We start from the raw sequence: 17,815 nt of genomic DNA, 5'->3' as shown, positions 1-17,815 counted from the left end.
GAAATTATCAGTAAATTCTATACAATAGATTCAAATGGAGAATGGGGGGAGTTTATGAAAACATTATGGCAGACAAAGGAACAGCTAACAGAATTATTAGCAAAACTGGTTGAATACGATAGCGTGACTGGAACAGCTGGAGAAGCCTCGTTTCCTGAATATGTACAGTATTTGCTGAATCAGACAAATTATTTCAACCATAATCCGGACTATTTAACTCTCCATCCACTTAAAGATGGCAGACGTTTTTTAACGGCTCTTGTGAAAGGGAAGACTGACAGAACCCTCATACTATTAAGTCATTTTGATACGGTAGAAGTGATTGATTATGGAGAGCTCCGGCATCTTGCATTCCGGCCGAAAGAGCTGACTGATACGCTGAAGGAAAAAAAAGAGTGGCTGCCTGAACAAGTCCAGAAAGAGCTGGAAAGCGGAGAGTGGCTGTTTGGCCGGGGAACGATGGATATGAAGGCGGGCCTGACCGTACAAATGGGTGTAATCGAAAAGGCAATGAAAGAAGAGTTCGACGGAAACCTGCTGCTTCTTACGGTTCCGGATGAAGAAGTAAACTCGGAAGGAATGCTTGCAGCGGTACAAGCTTTGAGTGATTTAAAAGAAAAGCATCATCTGGATTATATCGCGTGTATTAATTCAGAACCGATGTTTACGAAATATCCGAATGACCCGGACTATTATCTTTACACAGGGTCGATTGGAAAAGTCCTTGCAGGATTTCTTTGCTATGGGAAAGAGACGCATGTTGGAGAACCTTTTTCCGGATTGAATGCTAATTTAATGGCATCCAAAATCAGCGAACAGCTTGAATTGAATGATGAGTACTGTGAAACGGTGGAAGAAGAGGTCACACCGCCTCCAACGAGCTTGCTCCAAAAGGATTTGAAAGAGGAGTATTCCGTGCAGATTCCTCATATCGCGGTATCCCTGTTTAATGTTTTAACCATGCAGAGGCCGCTTGAAGAGCTTCATGAACTGCTTCTTCAATCTGCCAAAACCGCTGCGAAAGAAATCGAAGCGCATTACATAAATAGAGCCAATGCTTATTCTGCAAAAGTTCCATACAAGCCGGAGCCATTTTCGGTTAAAGTGATAAGCTATGACGAACTTTTCAGTTATGCAGTGAAAAAAGCCGGGAAGCAGGAAGTGGAAAGGAGAATTGCCAATCTTGATACCGAGGCTGGAGGTGAGTCGGATGGACGCCAAACCTCGATCCGCATTGCCGCTGAGCTGGCTGGCTTATGTAAAGAGCTTTCACCGATGATTATTCTTTTCTATGGCCCTCCGTTTTATCCTGCAGTTTCATCGAATGAAAATCGAATGATTCGGCACATCGCGGATTTTGTTTCAGCATTGGCAAAAAAAGAGTATGGAATTTCATTAAAACGTCAAGTTTATTTTCCGGGTCTTTCCGATCTAAGCTTTCTTCAGCTGCAGGATTCAGATGAATCTCTCTCAAAGCTTACAAAAAGCTTGCCGGTGTATGAAAGAGGGTATTCCTTGCCCGTTAAGAAAATTAAGGAACTAAACATGCCGGTTATTAATATCGGTCCGGTTGGGCGCGATGCCCATCAATGGACAGAAAGGCTGTACTTGCCGTATTCCTTTAGTCAGCTGCCCGAAATATTGGAGATGAGCATTAAAGAGTTTTTCTGTTGGGAAGAGAGAAGGGGCTGAGCCATATGGCTGCCTCTTCTTTTTTTTACGCTTGTGGCTTTGTCACATATATTTACTAAAAAAGGAAAAGAGAATAAAATAAAAGCAGACCGTCAGACAAAGGGGTGTCATAGATGAAAGCAATAATTGTTGAGGAGTTCGGCAGTACGGATCATATGAAATACATAGAGTGGGAAACACCGGAACCTGCATCCCATGAGGTACTTATTCAGGTAGAAAAAACAAGTGTGAATTTTGCTGATATTAAAGGAAGATACGGTAAAAAAGGAGCCAAAACTCCTTATATTCCCGGTCTTGATTTAGCGGGTACAGTCGTCTGGACTGGTGAAGGGGTAACAAAATTTCATCCTGGGCAGCGGGTTATTGCTTTTCCTTCCAGCGGTTCGTATGCGGAGTTCGCAGTTGCGGATGAGCAGCTTACCTTTGCTATTCCTGAGAGCATGGACTGGAGTACAGCTGCTGGATTTCCTGTCGTTTCTTTTACTTCCTATCAGCTGCTTGCAGATGTTGGCAGACTTCAGCCGGGTGAAACGGTGCTAATCCATGCTGCAGCAGGCGGGATCGGAACGACAGCTATTAAATTGGCTAAACGTCTAGGCGCTTCCCAAGTAATTGGAACGGTGAGCAGGGCAGAGAAAATCAAAGCTGCTTATCAGGCTGGTGCTGATCATGTGATTTGTATGGAAAGTGAGGACTTTGCTCCGGTTGTTACAGAATATACAGGCGGATTGGGCGCTGATGTTATTTTGGATTCGATTTCAGGTGAAGTTTCAGAGAAAAGTCTATCATGTCTGGCTCCTTATGGCCGGCTTGTTCACTTTGGAAATGCAGGAGGGAAAGCAGGCCATTTTAAAACGTCCGACCTTCATGCAAGCTGCCGCTCTGTATTAGGCTTTAGCTTTGGCACAACCCGGAAGAAAAGACCTCATTTATTGCAAAATACTGCGTCAAAGGTGTTCAGCCTTTTTGAAGAAGGAGTTTTAACTATTGAAATAGGGAACCGATTTCCTCTTGAACAGGCGGCAGCGGCCCATGATCTAATTGAAAGCAGGATGAGTACGGGAAAAGTTTTGCTGGATGTAAGATGAAATGCAACGGTTTAAAAGGCAGTCCGCACAATGCGGACTGCCTTCTAAGCTTCTCTGATTTTTTTTTTCTCATTTGAAACCTGTGCCTGCAATTCAACGGAGCGCTCGGCAGCTCTTTTCACGCATGCAATGATGGCATCATTAAACTGGTAGTCCTTTAGTTTCTCAATTCCGGCCTCTGTCGTTCCCCCAGGGCTCGTTACTTCTTTTCGCAATTGGGAAGCCTGCTTATCGGATTGCATCAGCATTTCGGATGCGCCTGCAAGTGTCTGAAGAATTAAGCTTTTGGCAATCTCCTGGTCAAGTCCGATTTCCATAGCCGCATTTTCCATTGCTTCAATAAAGTAATAGATATAGGCAGGGCCGCTTCCGGAAAGAGCCGTTACAGCATCGAGTCTGTGTTCCTCCACGACAGCAACCATTCCAATCGTTTCAAAGAGGTGTTTGGCCATTTTCAGCTGGTGCATGGTGACTTCTTCACTCGGAGCAATCGCAGTGGCAGACATTTGAATGGCGGCAGAGGTATTTGGCATCGCGCGTATAACTGGTGCTTTTTTACCGAGCAGCCTCTGAATCGTATGAATGGTAACTCCAGCCAGAACGGAAAGGAACAGCTGCTTTTTAACGTAAGGCCTGATGGAAAGAACGGCTTCTTCAGCATCCTTCGGTTTCATTGCCAAAATGATAATTTCTGAGCGCTCTAACAGTTCCTCTTTATTTTCAGTGACATTTACTCCGTAATGGTCCTGCATATATAAAAGCTTGCTTCTGTCGCTGCGATTGCAGACATGTATATTCCCAGGACGGACCACATTCCCATTTATTAATCCGGAAATGATCGCTTCAGCCATTGAACCTGCGCCAATTACTCCTATTTTCATTCCATTCCATCCTCCTTTTTAGTTGAAAAACAAAAAACCTTTCCATCCTCTAGTAAAAGGACGGAAAGGTTCCGCGGTACCACCTTAGTTGGCGCAAACGTTCTGCACCCAGCTCATTGCCTTTATCGCGGGCCGCGCTTAGGTTTTCCTAGCAGCTGGCAGGGTAGGTTCGATTCTCAAGCGGGCTGCACAGTCTTTCAGCCGGTGAACTGTGCTCTCTTTCGCCATTGATGAATGTACTGATCCTGGTCGTCGCCGATTCCGATATCTCGTTTATATTTGTACTCCATTATGCAAGGGTGGACAAGCCAAAGTCAATAGGCTTTGGAAAAATATTTCGCTGAATTATTTGAATATAATGACAAAAAAGAGTTAGCGGAGTAAACTAGTCATATACATAAGTACCAGGAATAGCCCGGGTTAAAACACAGAGTTTACACGTCTGTGTGATTCTCAGTCAATGGGTTTGAGCAGACCATCAGGGGGAGAGGCTAAACGCCGCAACGATCAAGAGCTCATTATAGAAAAATAATAAGTAGGAGCGATTAAGATGAACTCATCACTGAATCAGGAATCCATAATCACGATGCCGATCCCAACGCCATTTCCGGTAGGGGACATCAATGTGTATGTATACAAGGGAGATGCTCTGACGTTAATTGACGCAGGTCCGAAAACAGAAGAAGCCCTGGACTCCTTAAAAATCCAGCTTGAAAAGGCCGGATACCGGCTTGAAGATATCGAGCAGGTCATTGTCACTCATCATCACCCTGACCATGTAGGACTCCTGGATGAATTAAAAGGGGCAAGATTTATCGGGCATCCGTATAATGAGCCTTGGCTATCAAGGGATCAGGAATTTCTTGAAAGTCAAAAAACCTTCTTCCAGGGCCTGCTGCTTGAGTTTGGAGTGGATCCTGTTTTCTTGAAATACATTAAGAATTTAGAGCGGTCCCTAGCCTTTTCCTGCACCGTTTCTCTTGATGGAACCATTACCAGCGGAGATGAAGTCCCTGGAATGCCGGGCTTCCGTGTAATTGAAACACCTGGCCATGCGCAATCACATATCGCCCTTTACAGAGAAGCGGATGGCCTCCTGTTCGGGGGGGATGTCCTCTTAAAAAAAATCTCTGCTAATCCTTTGCTTGAGCCGCCAATGGAGGGAACGGAGCGGCCTAAACCGCAGCTTCAATTTAACGAAACGTTCGACAAGCTGCTTCAACTTCCTCTTTCAAGAGTATTCTCCGGCCATGGGGAGATCATTGAGAATGCTCACGAACTCATCCATTACCGGAAAAAGCGCCAGGGTGACCGCGCAGAGGAAGTAAGAAAAATGCTCGCGCAGAAACCAATGACAGCTTTCCAGGTATGCACGGAGCTCTTTCCGACCGTTTTTCATAAAGAGCTGATGCTGACCATGTCTGAAACAGTTGCCCAGTTGGATTATTTAGAGAATCTAGGTAAAATTACGTCAAACGGTGCAAAAGAAAGCCGAATGTATTTTGCTTAGGATGGTGGAGCATGAATCTTAAAAATAAAGTCGTTTACATTACCGGAGCCTCCGGAGGAATTGGAGAAGCGATGGCCAGAAAAACAGCTGCGGCCGGTGCAGTGCCTGTACTGTTTGCGAGAAGAGAAGACCGTCTGCATGCACTCGCTATGGAGCTGAAACAGACGTATGGAACGGAAGCCAAGTATGCGAAAATGGATGTTTCGGATACGACAGGCATCTCACCTGTCTTCGAGCAGCTCCTGGCTGAGACGGGCCGCATTGATGTACTCATTAACAATGCCGGATTTGGGGTCTTCAAGACGGTGGAAGAGTCCACTCTTCAGGAAATGGAAGGGATGTTTGAAGTCAATGTCTTTGGCTTGATTGCCTGCACAAAAGCTGTCCTCCCAGCCATGAAAAAACAAGGCAGCGGTCACATCATCAATATTGCTTCCCAAGCAGGGAAAATAGCTACGCCTAAATCCAGCCTGTATGCGGCAACAAAGCATGCTGTTCTGGGGTTCTCAAACAGTCTGCGGATGGAATGCAGCGGGACCGGAATCAAGGTAACAACCGTTAACCCGGGACCGATTAAAACGAATTTCTTTGAAACGGCAGATGAAAGCGGCGATTACACAAAAAACGTGGAGCGATGGATGCTATCGCCGGATTATGTGGCAGATAAAGTGATTGGCTCGATGGTTAAGTATAAACGGGAAATCAACCTGCCAAGATGGATGAATGCAGGAAGCACTATGTACCAGATCGCGCCGGGATTAGTGGAAAAACTTGCAGGGAATGCGTTTAATAAAAAATAACAGGCTAGGCTGCTTCTAAAAGACCGGAATCATTATCCGGTCTTTTTTCATGAAATTAGAAAGTGTAAATTTTTACCTGATTCTTTGTAGCCGCCTCCGCTTTTCTATGTTGTCCAGCTCCGGGCGCTAGCCCTTCGGCCGCTTCACCGGTTGTCAAAGTCAAAGAGCGACTTTGTCAGCCCCGGTTCCACCGTCTCTCACAGCTGAGCAAGCGCCCTCCGCTTTTCCTTCCCTTTATTTGTATGAAAAGTCAGATTGTACGAACATTCTGGGTTTTATAGCTCAGAAAATTTTCATTCTTCTGCTCTATTCACGGCGGCACGTTTCAAGGATTACACTTTTAAAAGAAACGGAATGAACGTTCATTCCGCTGTTTTGGAGGGGATTGGGATGGCTACAGCTGCAGCAGGAAAAGAAAATCAAATATTGCAGGCAGGACTCATTTTGTTTGCTGAAAGAGGATTCGATGCCACTGCTGTTCCAGCAATCGCTGAAAAAGCTGGAGTAGGAGCGGGGACGATTTACCGATATTTTGAGAATAAAGAGACGCTCGGAAATGTACTGTTTCAGCAATGTCTCGGCCGTTTTGAACAAACTCTTCGAAGTGGATACCCGGCAGATTCGGAAAATTCCCGTGAGCAATTTCAGCACTTTTTTTATGGAATGGTATCTTTCACAAATGAGAATGAGCATGCTTTGTGTTTTATCAGAAATCATGCACATGCTCACTTTTTGAGTGAAAAAAGCACCAATCAATTTGTTCAGGCCCTATCAGGTCTTCATGAATTTTTTGAAAAAGGCAAGACGAAACAAATTATCCGCAATTTGCCGGCAAACGGCTTAATTGCCATTTTTTTTGGATCGTTTATGGAACTTCACCGCCTTATACGGGCTGGACATCTTGAAGAAACTCCCGAGCTAATGAAAGGGATTGAAGCAAGCTGCTGGGATGCTGTCAGAATTCATGATTGAAAATCACTCTGAAAGAAGGAATGCACGATGACCACGACGAGCAAAATTCAAATGCCGGAGCTTCAGGGAGACTATGGACATCTTCCGCTTCTAAATCCGGCCAAACCTGTTCAGTCACTTATGGAAATTGCTAAAAAAATGGGGCCCATTTTCCGGTTCGAAAAACCAACGCAATCAACGGTGTATTTGTCAGGACGCGATCTTGCTGCGGAGGTTTCAGACGAAACAAGGTTTGATAAAAGTGTAAGTCAGGCACTTCAAAATGTCCGTGCTTTTTCAGGAGATGGATTGTTTACAAGCTGGACGCATGAGCCGAATTGGAAGAAGGCCCACAATATCCTGCTCCCAAGCTTCAGCCAAAAAGCGATGAAAGGCTACCATAATATGATGGCCGACATAGCCATTCAGCTCGTGCAAAAATGGGAGCGGCTGAATGCAGGGGACGCTGTAGATGTTTCTGAAGATATGACAAGACTGACGCTTGATACAATCGGACTTTGCGGATTTAACTACCGGTTCAACAGCTATTACCGCGAAAACTTCCATCCCTTCATTGAGAGTATGACAGGAGCACTTGGAGAAGCGATGAGCAAGCTTCAGCGTACGGAAACGGATGAAGCTTTTTTGAGAAAAAAAGAAGAAGTTTTTCAGCAGAACATTCAATCCATGTTCAGTCTGGTTGATCAGCTCATTGAGGAACGGAAAGAACAGCCCGAGCAGGAATGGGCAGACGATCTCCTCTCCCACATGCTGAGAAGCAAGGATCCGGAAACAGGGGAAGGGCTAAGTGATGAAAATATTCGATTCCAGATTATCACGTTCCTCATTGCAGGCCATGAAACCACGAGCGGTATGCTATCCTTTGCTTTTTACTATTTGCTGAAAAATCCAGACGTATTAAAGAAGGCGCAGGAAGAAGCCGACCGTGTATTGACGGATTCTGTTCCAAGCTACAAAGAGGTCAAGAAGCTGAAATATGTTCAGATGATTCTAAATGAAACGCTTAGACTTTGGCCAACCGCTCCTGCTTTTTCCCTCTATGCGAAAGAGGATCAAGTCATTGGAGGAGAGTATTCCATTGGAAGAGGAGAGGAAGTAACCGTTCTCCTTCCGCAGCTTCACCGCGATCGTTCCGTTTGGGGGGAAGATGCCGAAGAGTTCAAGCCTGAGCGGTTCGAGGATATGAGCACGATTCCTCCGCATGCTTTCAAACCGTTCGGAAACGGGCAGCGCGCCTGTATCGGCCAGCAGTTTGCTCTTCATGAAGCCACTCTCGTCATGGGGCTGCTCCTGAAGCATTTTGATTTTACCGATCATACCGGCTATGAGCTGGATGTGAAAGAGACGCTAACCTTAAAACCAAATCAATTTACGATGAAGGTGAAATCCCGAAAAAAATGGATGGGCTTTTCCGTACAGGCAGAAGAGGCTTTGAAAGCAAGCAAGACAGAGGCTGTCTCTAAGCCTCCAGAGGATGCTCATCAGACACCATTGCTCGTTCTTTATGGCTCAAATATGGGTACATCCGAAGGCTTGGCAATGGAGCTTGCAGAAAAAGGGGTAAGGTATGGTTTCAATGCAAAAGCCGCTCCGCTTGATGAATATACGGGAAGACTGCCTCGGGAAGGCGCGGTTGTTATTTTTTCCGCGTCCTACAACGGCAATCCTCCTGACAACGCCCAGAAGTTTACCGAATGGCTGAGGGGAGCAGATTCGGATGAAGTGAAGGGTGTGCAATATACGGTATTCGGCTGCGGGGACCGCAACTGGGCAAGTACGTATCAGCGTATTCCCGATCTTATTGACCGGACTTTAGAAGAAAAAGGCGCCATCCGCTTTGCGCTGAAGGGAGAAGGAGATGCAGACGCTGATTTTGATGGGGATTATGAAGCGTGGCAGGAAGAGTTTTGGCCATCCGCTGCTTCCTATTTTAGAGTTCAGCTGTCTGCGGAAGAACCTGCGGCAGGTGAAGGTTTGTCAGTAGAATTTGTTACAGGTGAAACGGCTGTCCCCCTTTCCGAATCCTATAACGCTTTTACAGCTGAAGTAAGTGCGGCAAAAGAGCTTCAATCTGAAGTAAGCGGGCGCAGCACCCGCCATATTGAATTACTTCTGCCTGAGGGCATAGGTTATAAAGAAGGCGGGCACATTGGAATTTTTCCTAAAAACAGCCCGGAGATCGTCAGCCGTGTTTTGCGCCGCTTCCGCTTGAATGGACAGGAACAGCTTCTTTTGAATGGGGAAGGAGCAAGCACCTCCCATTTGCCGAAGGGTCATCCTATTGGAGTTCGGGAGCTGTTCTCCAAATATGTGGAACTTCAAGAGCCGGTCACGAGATCACAGCTTAAAATACTGGCTGCTGTAAATGTTTGTCCGCCGCATCGCATGGAGCTTGAAGCAATGCTCGCCAATTATCCGGAAGAAATACTAGCAAAACGGGTAACGATGCTCGAGCTTTTGGAAACATACATGGCATGTGAACTTCCGTTTGAACAGTTCTTGAATTTGCTTCCATCACTGAAGCCGCGCTATTATTCCATTTCCAGCTCACCTGAAATGTCTCCTGAAAAAGTGAGCCTGACGGTAAGTGTATTAAAGGATACGGCTTGGAGCGGAACGGGTGAATACAATGGAGTCGCTTCTGGCTATCTTGCCCGCTTGCTCCCGGGAGACCGGGTAACGTGTTTTGTCAAAGAGCCTCAAAGCGGTTTTGAACGTCCTGCGGATTCTGAAACGCCAATCATTATGGTAGGCCCTGGTACGGGAATTGCTCCTTTTAGAGGGTTTTTACAGGGACGGCGTGCTTTAAAGGAGCGGGGATACAAGCTCGGAGAAGCCCATCTCTATTTCGGGTGCAGAGCGAGAGAGCACGATTATTTGTATGAGCAGGAGCTCCTTGACGCGGAGAAGGATGGCTTGGTAACCCTTCATACCGCTTTCTCTCGTGAGGAAGGCATGGCCAAAACGTATGTTCAGCATCTGATGAAAGAGGATTCTTCCCATTTAATATCGCTTCTTGATCTTAAGGGACACCTCTATATATGCGGGGATGGCAGCAAAATGGCTCCGGATGTGGAAACGGTTATGAAAGAGAGCTATAAGACAGAAAAAAATGCTTCTGAAGAAGACGCAGAAAAATGGCTCGCTGACCTTCAGCAGCAAGGCCGTTTTGCAAAGGATGTATGGGCAGGCAAATAACAGGGAAGAAAGCAGCCGGAATACAAGGGCTGCTTTCAATTGTTTCTCTATGAAAATATTGGCAGGAAGGGCCGGAACCGGAATAATCCGGTCTTTTTTTGTGCGAGCTAGAGCGATTGTCCACACAAAATGAGAGATTCTGCATATTTATATATCATTCTTTTGGTTTGAAAAGTATAAACGCATATGGTTATAGCAAATCTTTAACGTGATAGATTCTAAATGGGAGAAAAACATGAGATTCATGGAGTAAAGCTTGAATTATAAGCGAAAGTAGGTATCATCAGATGACACCGCGAAGCCGTGTTCCAAAGCTTGAGCTGAAAAGTTCCAATCATGCCCGGCCGGTGCTGAACCCTGAAAAACTGGTTCAATCCCTTATGAAAGTATCGGAAAGGGCAGGGCCTATTTTTCAATTCGACAGGCCCAAAAATGCGACAATTTTCATCTCGAATCATAAGCTTGCCTCAGAAGTATTCGATGAATCCCGTTTTGATAAAAGCGTGAGCCATGCCTTGCAAAACCTCCGGCCGTTATCGGGAGATGGTCTTTTTACAAGCTGGACGCATGAGCCAAATTGGAAAAAGGCTCATCATATTCTTCTTCCATGCTTCAGTCAAAAGGCGATGAAAGGCTATCATTCAATGATGATCGACATTGCGGTCCAGCTTTTGCAAAAATGGGAGCGTATGAATGAGGGAGATTCAATTGATGTATCAGAAGATATGACGAGGCTGACTTTGGATACAATCGGTCTCTGCGGTTTTAACTACCGGTTCAACAGCTTTTATCGCGAGCAATTCCATCCTTTCATAGAAAGCATGGGAGCAGCTCTTAGTGATGCGATGAGCAAGCTCATGCGCTCAAAAAAAGAGGCCGCGCTGTTTGCAGAGAAAGAAGCGTCATTTCAGGCCCACATCCAGGTAATGTTTAATCTGGTCGATCAAGTGATTGAAGAGAGGAAGCGGCTTCCGGAAGCGGAATGGGCAGACGATCTGCTGTCCCGCATGCTTCGAAACACGGATCCCGAGACGGGGGAGCTGCTTGACGATGAGAACATCCGGTTTCAGATCCTTACATTTTTAATCGCCGGCCATGAAACAACAAGCGGTCTTCTGTCTTTTGCTTTTTACCTGCTTCTTAAGAATAAACACGTGCTGCAAAGAGCTCAGGAGGAAGCGGACCGCGTTTTAACATCGTCTGTCCCAACATATAAAGAGGTTAAAAAACTGAAATATGTTCAAATGATTCTAAATGAAACGCTTCGCCTCTGGCCTACAGCTCCCGCTATTTCCCTTTACGCCAAAGAACCGGAAGTAATCGGCGGGAGATTTGCGCTTGAAAAAGGACAGGAAGTAACCGTTCTGATTCCCCGGCTCCACCGTGATAAAAGTGTATGGGGCGACGATGCAGCCGACTTTATGCCAGAGAGATTTGAGGATATGAGCACGATTCCCCCCCATGCGTTCAAACCTTTTGGAAACGGCCAGCGGGCCTGTATCGGACAGCAGTTTGCCCTTCATGAGGCCACGCTGGTCCTCGGCTTGCTGCTGAAGCATTTTGACTTCATTGATCATACAGATTATCAGCTTGATATCAAAGAGACTCTTAGCTGGAAGCCGAACGGGTTTACCATGAAGGTTAAAACGAGAAAGAAATGGATTGGTCCCGCTCCTGATATGGAAAAGTCTATCGAAGAATCAGTAATTCCGTCTATTCAATCCAAATTAGAGAACTCACACGGGTCCCCGCTTCTTATTCTCTTTGGTTCAAATATGGGTACCTCGGAAGGGCTCGCTAAACAGCTGGCGAAAAGGGCGGCCGGCCTCGGTTTTCAAGTCAAAATCGGCCCGCTCGATGATTTCGTGTGCAGGCTGCCGAATCAGGGGGCTGTCATCATCATCTCCTCTTCCTATAACGGGAGCCCGCCGGATCATGCAAGGAAGTTTATCAGCTGGGTGGCTGAGGCAAATGCAGCGGAAATGAGTGGGGTGGCCTTTGCAGTCTTTGGCTGCGGAGACCGAAGCTGGTCCGCTACCTATCAGCGAATTCCTGTCTATATTGATCAGAAGCTTGAGGAAAAAGGGGCACTTCGGATTGCAAGACTTGGTCAAGGAGATGCAGACACGGATCTTTATGGAGAATACAAAGAATGGGAACGTGAGCTATGGCCTTCACTTGCCTCCCATTTTCACATAGAGCTTCAGGCTGAGAGCTTAGAGGAATCGGATAAACTGACCGTGGAATTTGTAAGCGGCGACACCCTGGCCCCCATGGCAGAAGTGTACAAGGCGTTTACAGCGAAGATCGCGGTAAATAAGGAGCTGCAGTCGTCTTTAAGCGCCAGAAGTACCCGTTACATTGAAATTTCGCTGCCGAAAGATGTGAACTACAGGGAAGGGGGCCATATCGGAATCCTGCCATGCAACAGTCCTGAATCCGTAAATCGCGTGCTCCGCCGTTTTCGTCTATCCGGCCGGGAAACGGTTGTCCTTAAAGGAGAAGGAGCTTCTCACTTGCCTATGGGCCAGCCCATTGAAGTTCGAAAGCTGCTTTCAGCATGTGTGGAGCTGCAGCACCCTGTGACAAGAAATCAGCTTAAAGCCCTCACGGAGGCTACAGTTTGTCCTCCTCATAAGGTTGAGCTTGAGGCCATGCTAAATAGATACCAGGAGGACATCCTGGCTAAACGAATTTCAATTCTTGAGCTATTGGAAAAATACATGGCGTGCGAGCTCTCGTTTGAGCGGTACATTGGCATGCTTCCTGCATTAAAGCCCCGTTATTATTCCATCTCCAGCTCCCCGGATAAGTTCCCCGGCAGAGTCAGCCTGACCGTCAGCGTATTGAAGGAGCAAGCATGGAGCGGTGCTGGGGAATACAAGGGGGTCTCATCCGGCTATCTTGCCGGTTTGCTGCCGGGAGACGAGGTTGCATGTTTCGTAAGAGAACCGCTAAACGGCTTCCAACGCCCTGCGAATCCGGAGACGCCGATCATCATGGTCGGGGCGGGCAGCGGAGTTGCACCATTCAGAGGCTTTCTCCAGGGACGCCGTGTTCTTCAGGAGCAAGGCTGCAAGCTTGGTGTTGCCCATCTTTATTTCGGCTGCAGAAACAGCAAACACGATTTTCTTTATGAGCAGGAGCTAAAGGAAGCGGAAAAGGACGGGCTTGTCTTTTTGCACACCGCCTTTTCCCGTGAGGAAGGCAGCGCGAAAATTTACGTGCAGCAACTGATTAAAGAACATGCGTCCAAGCTGATTGCCCTTCTTTTGGAGAAAAATGGACACCTCTATATATGCGGGGACGGCAGTAAAATGGCGCCGAACGTTGAAGGGGCTTTGAAAGAGAGTTACCAGGCAGTAAAAAATGCCTCAGAGGAAGAGGCGGCCGCTTGGCTTGCTGATCTTCATCAGCAGGGGCGATTTGCGAAGGATGTATGGCCAGGAAAATAATGTGAAAGCAGCTCTTAGCCGGGCTGCTTTCTTACGCTTGAAAGCAGAGTGTATCCAAAAGCGGTGGCACAAATGGTACTAATCGTAAGACCTTGAAGGGTCCCGTATCCCCCTGTGAAAAAATCAGAAAATGGCAGCAGATTTGCTCCTGTCAGGAATTGCAGACTTCCTCCAGTCAAGTACGCGAGAGGGAGTCCGACTATTAAAAGTTTAAGCCAATTAATCTTCCAGCGTCCTTCTCTCCAAAAATCCAACATCACTTCCGGGACGGCAAACAGCATCCCTGCACCTATGGGAAAGAGAGCCAGAAAGGCATGATACGTTCTCATCTCATACGTTTCTGCCGCTTCTTTTTCTAATGTCAATCCGAATTGTGCACCGCTTAGCAATAACCATCCCGCTAAAAATAAAAACACAGCATAAACCGCACCCTGTCTGACAGTAGCCTTCATTCACCCGTCCTCCTATTCTTGATCCATTATATGCCATTTTCCGTTGATTTACACGCTGAATTGTCATATAATTCACATATCTTAACAAGAGGAGATACGCCTATGATTGCCGTGCTGAATACCAATTTTAAAAAAAGCGGGGCCGGCACCGTCTGAGCCCCCAAAATGAGGGGGGACATACATCAAATGATCGATTTATTTACTGGAACAGCTATAAGCCTTGCAGCGCCTAGAAGTTCAGATATTGAGGAAATGAAAACTTGGAGAAACAGTCATTACCTGAGAATGGTCGATACCGATTACGCTTTTCCAAAGGTTCCGGAATCGCCTTCAAAAGCACTTGAATTCAGGATCAGAACAAATGAAGAAGATCAGCTTCTCGGATTTGCCGCACTTCACAGCATCGAGTGGAATAATCAATGCGCCCTCCTTGCTATCGGAATCGGCGAGGAAGAACACCGTGGAAAAGGCTACGGTGCTGAAGCGCTTCAGCTGCTTCTCCAATACGCGTTTTACGAGCTGAATCTGAACCGTGTTGGTCTTGATGTGATTTCATACAATGAACCAGCCATTCGTACTTACCGCAAAGCAGGCTTTAAAGAAGAAGGACGGCTGAGGGAAACCGTCCTCAGAGACGGAAAAGCATTTGACCGCATTGTGATGGGGATTCTGCGGAGAGAGTGGGTTGCGCTGCAGGCTGAATAAAATGGTAGGAGAAGGACCTGTACCTGTATTGGTACGGGTTTTTTTATGTGGATTAGTATAGGGTGTGGAAAATTTTCAGCCCGGAAACAGATTGTGGCCGGCCGCTGGAAAAGGGACGGGACCGGCTGGAAAAAGAAGTTTGGCTGGAAAGGAAGACGGAACAGCTGGAATCATGTGGGTTTTGGCCGGAAACAGAAGGCGGCCGGCCGGAAAAGGGTCGGTATCGGCTGGAAAAAGAAGTTCGGCTGGAAAGGAAGACGGAACGGCTGGAATCGTGTGGGTTTTGGCCGGAAAGAGATGGGAACCAGCTGGAAAAAGGTCGGTATCGGCTGGAAAAAGAAGTTCGGCTGGAAAGGAAGACGGAACGGCTGGAATCGTGTGGGTTTTGGCCGGGAAGAGAAGGCGGCCGGCTGGAAAAGGCCAGATCCCGGCCGGAAAAATAAGATTGGCTGCAGCATCCAATCAAGCTTCAGCTCTTCCGATGTTTCTCAAGCATTTCCTTCAAAAAAGTTTCCGACTCTCCCCTCGGTATACTCAAGCTTTTCCACGCTGCATCCTTCCGTTCCTTTCCAATGTGTACAATCTGACCAGTATGATACGCGTAGTGGGCCATCTGCCTTTCAATTGCTTCCAACACGATGTGGGATTCGCCCCGGATATAGATTTCTTTTAGCAAATCTTCCTCCGTAAGCTGATGCAGTGTACGAAACAATACATTCCATCCGGTTTCCCAAACCTGCATGACAGCCGCTTTATCTCCCAGATCGTTCAGGAATTCCTGCTCACGGCTGCGGTCCGGTTTTTCACCGTCTGCTGTGAGGAAGTTGGTCCATCTGGACACCATGTTGCCGCTCATATGCTTGACAATGATTGCAGCGCTGTTTATTTCTTCGTTTTGCTTCCATTGCAAATCCTGTGCATTCAACTGCTCCATTGCCCGGTCACCTAAGTTTTTTACAGCTTTAAAGCGGTTGATCACAACATTGAGATACACGGTTCCCAGACTCATTTCATCACCCCTGCTTCGCATTAGAACCTGCAGTCATCCTTATTCACCATATATTCATACACGAGATCTTCCATAACTTCGTAATATTCCGTTTCCTCATCCTTTATATGTTCTATATCCTTCATAAATGAAACCATTTCTTTTTCGGGAAGCGGGTGCTCCTCTAAGTTGCGTCCATACTGCCTGAAGGCACGGTTCAGCATTTTCTCGAGCCATTCCCTTTGCATCGTCAATCGTCACCTGCTTTCTATTTCCTCACATTATAAGATAACTCCTTCTGTTAAAAAAGATTTTTCAGCAAATGGAACGGTTCGCTTATGGAAAATCCTCACTTTTTCACTGTTCGGCAAAAAATACCATTGAATACGAACGTTTATTCGATTATGATTAGCGGTATAATAGAACTACGAACACATATTCTTATTGGAGGGGTAAGTGCGATGGATTATGACCAGCTTCCCAAAAAGAAAATCCTTTGCGTTGATATGAAAAGCTTTTATGCGAGCTGCGCGGCCGTCCTGATGGGACTGGATCCGCATACCTGCTATCTTGCTGTCGTCGGGGACACCGAACGGCAGGGCAGTGTGGTACTGGCCGCATCTCCCCAATTGAAAAAGGACTTCAATATTAAAACTGGATCGAGAAAATTTGAAATCCCGGATGATCCCCGGATCCACGTTGTGAACCCGAAAATGGCGATGTTTATCCGCATTTCCACTGAACTTTCCAAAATGTTTCACCGCTATGTGCCGAGAGAAGCGATTCACATTTACAGTGTGGACGAAAGCTTTATCCAGGTCGACGGTGTCGAGCACCTGTGGGGCGACGCCCATACGATTGCCTGGAAGATTAAAAATGAAATGGAGCGGGAATTTCAGCTGCCGTGCGCGATCGGTATCGGGCCGAATATGCTCCTGTCCAAAGTCTGCCTTGATATTGACGCGAAGAAAACGGGTGTGGCCGAATGGACGTATGATGATGTAGAAAAAAAGCTGTGGAGCCTGAAGCCTTTGAGCAAAATGTGGGGCATTGGCGGCAGGATGGAGAAAAATCTGAACCGGATGGGAATCTTCAGCATAGGCCAGCTGGCCAATTATCCGCTTGAAAGGCTGGAGAAGAAATTCGGCATTATGGGTAATCAGCTTTACTACCATGCCTGGGGTGTGGATTTGTCCGATATCGGCGAACCGATTATGCAGGGGCAGATCAGCTTTGGGAAAAGCCAGATTCTCATGCGCGACTACACGGATCCGGAAGAGGTGAAGCATGTCATTCTTGAGATGTGCGAGGAGGTGGCGAGAAGAGCGCGCCATCACTCCCGGGCCGGCCGCACCATCAGTTTTGGCATCGGCTACAGCAAGGATGAATTAGGCGGAGGCTTTTACCGCTCCCGTACGATGGAGGAGCCTACGAACATTACGATGGATCTTTACAGAACCTGCCTGGAGCTCTTTAAGGAATTTTATGACGGAAAGACCGTACGGAAAATTTCCATTGCTCTCTCCAACATCGAAGAGGACACGGAAAGCCAGCTGAATCTGTTTCAGCCAAACCGGGAAAAGCAGCGCGAGCTCGGGTATGTCATGGACTCCATACGAAGCAAATACGGCTCCGATTCCCTGCTCCGGGCGGTTTCCTACACGAAAGCGGGAACGGCAAGACACCGGGCTACACTTGTAGGCGGGCACAAAGCATAAGGAAGGAGGAGAAGGAACATGATCCGCGACCGGGGAAACATCAAATGGACATCTATGATGCTGCCTGAGCACGTAAAGCTGCTTCGGCAATGGAAAGAGGAAGAGCGGTATACAGCGAAGCCGGAAATGGATGAGCAGCAGCTCGAGCAGTTTAACGAAATCATCTGCATCGCAATGGAAAATCATCATCCGCTGCGTTTCACCGTTCACGAGCATGAGCAGCTCGTTCCGTACACCGGATCTATTCATTTTTTCGACCAGCTTGAACAGGCAATCCGTATTATAAATACAGAAGGAAAGCGGCAGACCATTTTGCTCAAGAGCGTTGTGAAGATTGAGGAGTGCGGGGATTGAGC

At 46.9% G+C, this 17,815-nt stretch carries 15 protein-coding genes; 11 read left to right on the top strand and 4 right to left on the bottom strand.

Annotated elements, in window-relative coordinates; all coding sequences use genetic code 11:
- The first annotated feature begins 54 nt into the window (after positions 1 to 54).
- Both WCV65_RS12850 and WCV65_RS12845 read left to right on the top strand, forming a co-directional pair.
- On the top strand, positions 55 to 1,692 hold the full coding sequence (locus tag WCV65_RS12850; protein WP_338776974.1) for a M20/M25/M40 family metallo-hydrolase: 1,638 nt from the start codon (positions 55 to 57) through the stop codon (positions 1,690 to 1,692).
- A gap of 113 nt (positions 1,693 to 1,805) precedes the next feature.
- The gene (locus WCV65_RS12845) at positions 1,806 to 2,780 is read left to right on the top strand and encodes an NADPH:quinone oxidoreductase family protein (RefSeq protein ID WP_338776971.1); all 975 of its coding nucleotides are present in this window, start codon (positions 1,806 to 1,808) and stop codon (positions 2,778 to 2,780) included.
- A gap of 44 nt (positions 2,781 to 2,824) precedes the next feature.
- Here the strand turns inward: WCV65_RS12845 and proC are convergent, their stop codons facing one another.
- Positions 2,825 to 3,661, bottom strand: coding sequence for a pyrroline-5-carboxylate reductase (proC, locus tag WCV65_RS12840; RefSeq protein ID WP_338776969.1), 837 nt, complete (start codon positions 3,659 to 3,661; stop codon positions 2,825 to 2,827).
- A gap of 550 nt (positions 3,662 to 4,211) precedes the next feature.
- Here proC and WCV65_RS12835 point away from each other — a divergent pair.
- From WCV65_RS12835 to WCV65_RS12815, 5 genes are all read left to right on the top strand, one after another.
- A complete protein-coding gene (locus WCV65_RS12835) occupies positions 4,212 to 5,171 on the top strand; it encodes an MBL fold metallo-hydrolase (protein ID WP_338776967.1) in 960 nt (319 codons plus the stop codon).
- An 11-nt stretch (positions 5,172 to 5,182) separates the two neighbouring features.
- Positions 5,183 to 5,971: an SDR family oxidoreductase gene (locus tag WCV65_RS12830; RefSeq protein ID WP_338776965.1), complete on the top strand. Its 789-nt coding sequence runs from the start codon at positions 5,183 to 5,185 to the stop codon at positions 5,969 to 5,971.
- Between the two features lie 390 nt (positions 5,972 to 6,361).
- Positions 6,362 to 6,943, top strand: a complete 582-nt coding sequence (locus WCV65_RS12825) for a TetR/AcrR family transcriptional regulator (protein WP_338776963.1) — start codon at positions 6,362 to 6,364, stop codon at positions 6,941 to 6,943.
- A 27-nt stretch (positions 6,944 to 6,970) separates the two neighbouring features.
- Positions 6,971 to 10,141, top strand: a complete 3,171-nt coding sequence (locus tag WCV65_RS12820; RefSeq protein ID WP_338776961.1) for a cytochrome P450 — start codon at positions 6,971 to 6,973, stop codon at positions 10,139 to 10,141.
- A 287-nt stretch (positions 10,142 to 10,428) separates the two neighbouring features.
- Positions 10,429 to 13,596: a cytochrome P450 gene (locus WCV65_RS12815; protein ID WP_338776959.1), complete on the top strand. Its 3,168-nt coding sequence runs from the start codon at positions 10,429 to 10,431 to the stop codon at positions 13,594 to 13,596.
- Between the two features lie 14 nt (positions 13,597 to 13,610).
- Here WCV65_RS12815 and WCV65_RS12810 read toward each other — a convergent pair whose 3' ends face one another.
- Positions 13,611 to 14,048 carry a hypothetical protein gene (locus WCV65_RS12810; RefSeq protein WP_035404166.1) on the bottom strand — a complete coding sequence of 146 codons (438 nt, stop codon included), beginning with the start codon at positions 14,046 to 14,048 and terminating at the stop codon, positions 13,611 to 13,613.
- Between the two features lie 186 nt (positions 14,049 to 14,234).
- On the opposite strand from WCV65_RS12810, the gene WCV65_RS12805 reads away from it, so the two are divergent.
- Together WCV65_RS12805 and WCV65_RS12800 are read left to right on the top strand one after the other, a co-directional pair.
- Positions 14,235 to 14,753 (top strand): GNAT family protein, encoded by a 519-nt coding sequence (locus tag WCV65_RS12805; RefSeq protein WP_035404167.1) that lies wholly within the window; start codon positions 14,235 to 14,237, stop codon positions 14,751 to 14,753.
- Between the two features lie 62 nt (positions 14,754 to 14,815).
- Positions 14,816 to 15,196 carry a hypothetical protein gene (locus WCV65_RS12800; RefSeq protein WP_338776956.1) on the top strand — a complete coding sequence of 127 codons (381 nt, stop codon included), beginning with the start codon at positions 14,816 to 14,818 and terminating at the stop codon, positions 15,194 to 15,196.
- A gap of 26 nt (positions 15,197 to 15,222) precedes the next feature.
- On the opposite strand, the gene WCV65_RS12795 is transcribed toward WCV65_RS12800, so the two are convergent.
- The gene (locus WCV65_RS12795; RefSeq protein ID WP_338776954.1) at positions 15,223 to 15,762 is read right to left on the bottom strand and encodes a DUF1572 family protein; all 540 of its coding nucleotides are present in this window, start codon (positions 15,760 to 15,762) and stop codon (positions 15,223 to 15,225) included.
- Positions 15,763 to 15,782: 20 nt separating this feature from the next.
- Complete coding sequence (locus WCV65_RS12790) at positions 15,783 to 15,989, bottom strand: YqzH family protein (RefSeq protein ID WP_338782278.1); 207 nt, start codon at positions 15,987 to 15,989, stop codon at positions 15,783 to 15,785.
- Between the two features lie 213 nt (positions 15,990 to 16,202).
- Here WCV65_RS12790 and WCV65_RS12785 point away from each other — a divergent pair, with 213 nt between their 5' ends.
- Complete coding sequence (locus WCV65_RS12785) at positions 16,203 to 17,459, top strand: UV damage repair protein UvrX (protein ID WP_035404172.1); 1,257 nt, start codon at positions 16,203 to 16,205, stop codon at positions 17,457 to 17,459.
- A gap of 18 nt (positions 17,460 to 17,477) precedes the next feature.
- Entirely contained in the window at positions 17,478 to 17,813 is a 336-nt protein-coding gene (locus tag WCV65_RS12780) for a YolD-like family protein (RefSeq protein ID WP_035404174.1), read from the top strand.
- Positions 17,814 to 17,815: the final 2 nt, after the last annotated feature.

The organism is Metabacillus sp. FJAT-52054 (assembly GCF_037201815.1).
GTDB classification, from domain to species: domain Bacteria; phylum Bacillota; class Bacilli; order Bacillales; family Bacillaceae; genus Metabacillus_B; species Metabacillus_B sediminis.
Note: the sequence above shows the minus strand (reverse complement) of the source record. Positions and strands in the feature narration are given on the sequence as shown.

What these genes read in the sequence shown, in the direction of transcription:
- WCV65_RS12815 (WP_338776959.1), top strand. Translation starts at nt 10,429, where the DNA reads ATGACACCGCGAAGCCGTGTTCCAAAGCTTGAGCTGAAAAGTTCCAAT.
- WCV65_RS12830 (WP_338776965.1), top strand. Translation starts at nt 5,183, where the DNA reads ATGAATCTTAAAAATAAAGTCGTTTACATTACCGGAGCCTCCGGAGGA.
- WCV65_RS12790 (WP_338782278.1), bottom strand. Translation starts at nt 15,989, where the DNA reads ATGCAAAGGGAATGGCTCGAGAAAATGCTGAACCGTGCCTTCAGGCAG.
- WCV65_RS12835 (WP_338776967.1), top strand. Translation starts at nt 4,212, where the DNA reads ATGAACTCATCACTGAATCAGGAATCCATAATCACGATGCCGATCCCA.
- proC (WP_338776969.1), bottom strand. Translation starts at nt 3,661, where the DNA reads ATGAAAATAGGAGTAATTGGCGCAGGTTCAATGGCTGAAGCGATCATT.
- WCV65_RS12795 (WP_338776954.1), bottom strand. Translation starts at nt 15,762, where the DNA reads ATGAGTCTGGGAACCGTGTATCTCAATGTTGTGATCAACCGCTTTAAA.
- WCV65_RS12825 (WP_338776963.1), top strand. Translation starts at nt 6,362, where the DNA reads ATGGCTACAGCTGCAGCAGGAAAAGAAAATCAAATATTGCAGGCAGGA.
- WCV65_RS12845 (WP_338776971.1), top strand. Translation starts at nt 1,806, where the DNA reads ATGAAAGCAATAATTGTTGAGGAGTTCGGCAGTACGGATCATATGAAA.
- WCV65_RS12785 (WP_035404172.1), top strand. Translation starts at nt 16,203, where the DNA reads ATGGATTATGACCAGCTTCCCAAAAAGAAAATCCTTTGCGTTGATATG.
- WCV65_RS12820 (WP_338776961.1), top strand. Translation starts at nt 6,971, where the DNA reads ATGACCACGACGAGCAAAATTCAAATGCCGGAGCTTCAGGGAGACTAT.
- WCV65_RS12805 (WP_035404167.1), top strand. Translation starts at nt 14,235, where the DNA reads ATGATCGATTTATTTACTGGAACAGCTATAAGCCTTGCAGCGCCTAGA.
- WCV65_RS12850 (WP_338776974.1), top strand. Translation starts at nt 55, where the DNA reads ATGAAAACATTATGGCAGACAAAGGAACAGCTAACAGAATTATTAGCA.
- WCV65_RS12780 (WP_035404174.1), top strand. Translation starts at nt 17,478, where the DNA reads ATGATCCGCGACCGGGGAAACATCAAATGGACATCTATGATGCTGCCT.
- WCV65_RS12810 (WP_035404166.1), bottom strand. Translation starts at nt 14,048, where the DNA reads ATGAAGGCTACTGTCAGACAGGGTGCGGTTTATGCTGTGTTTTTATTT.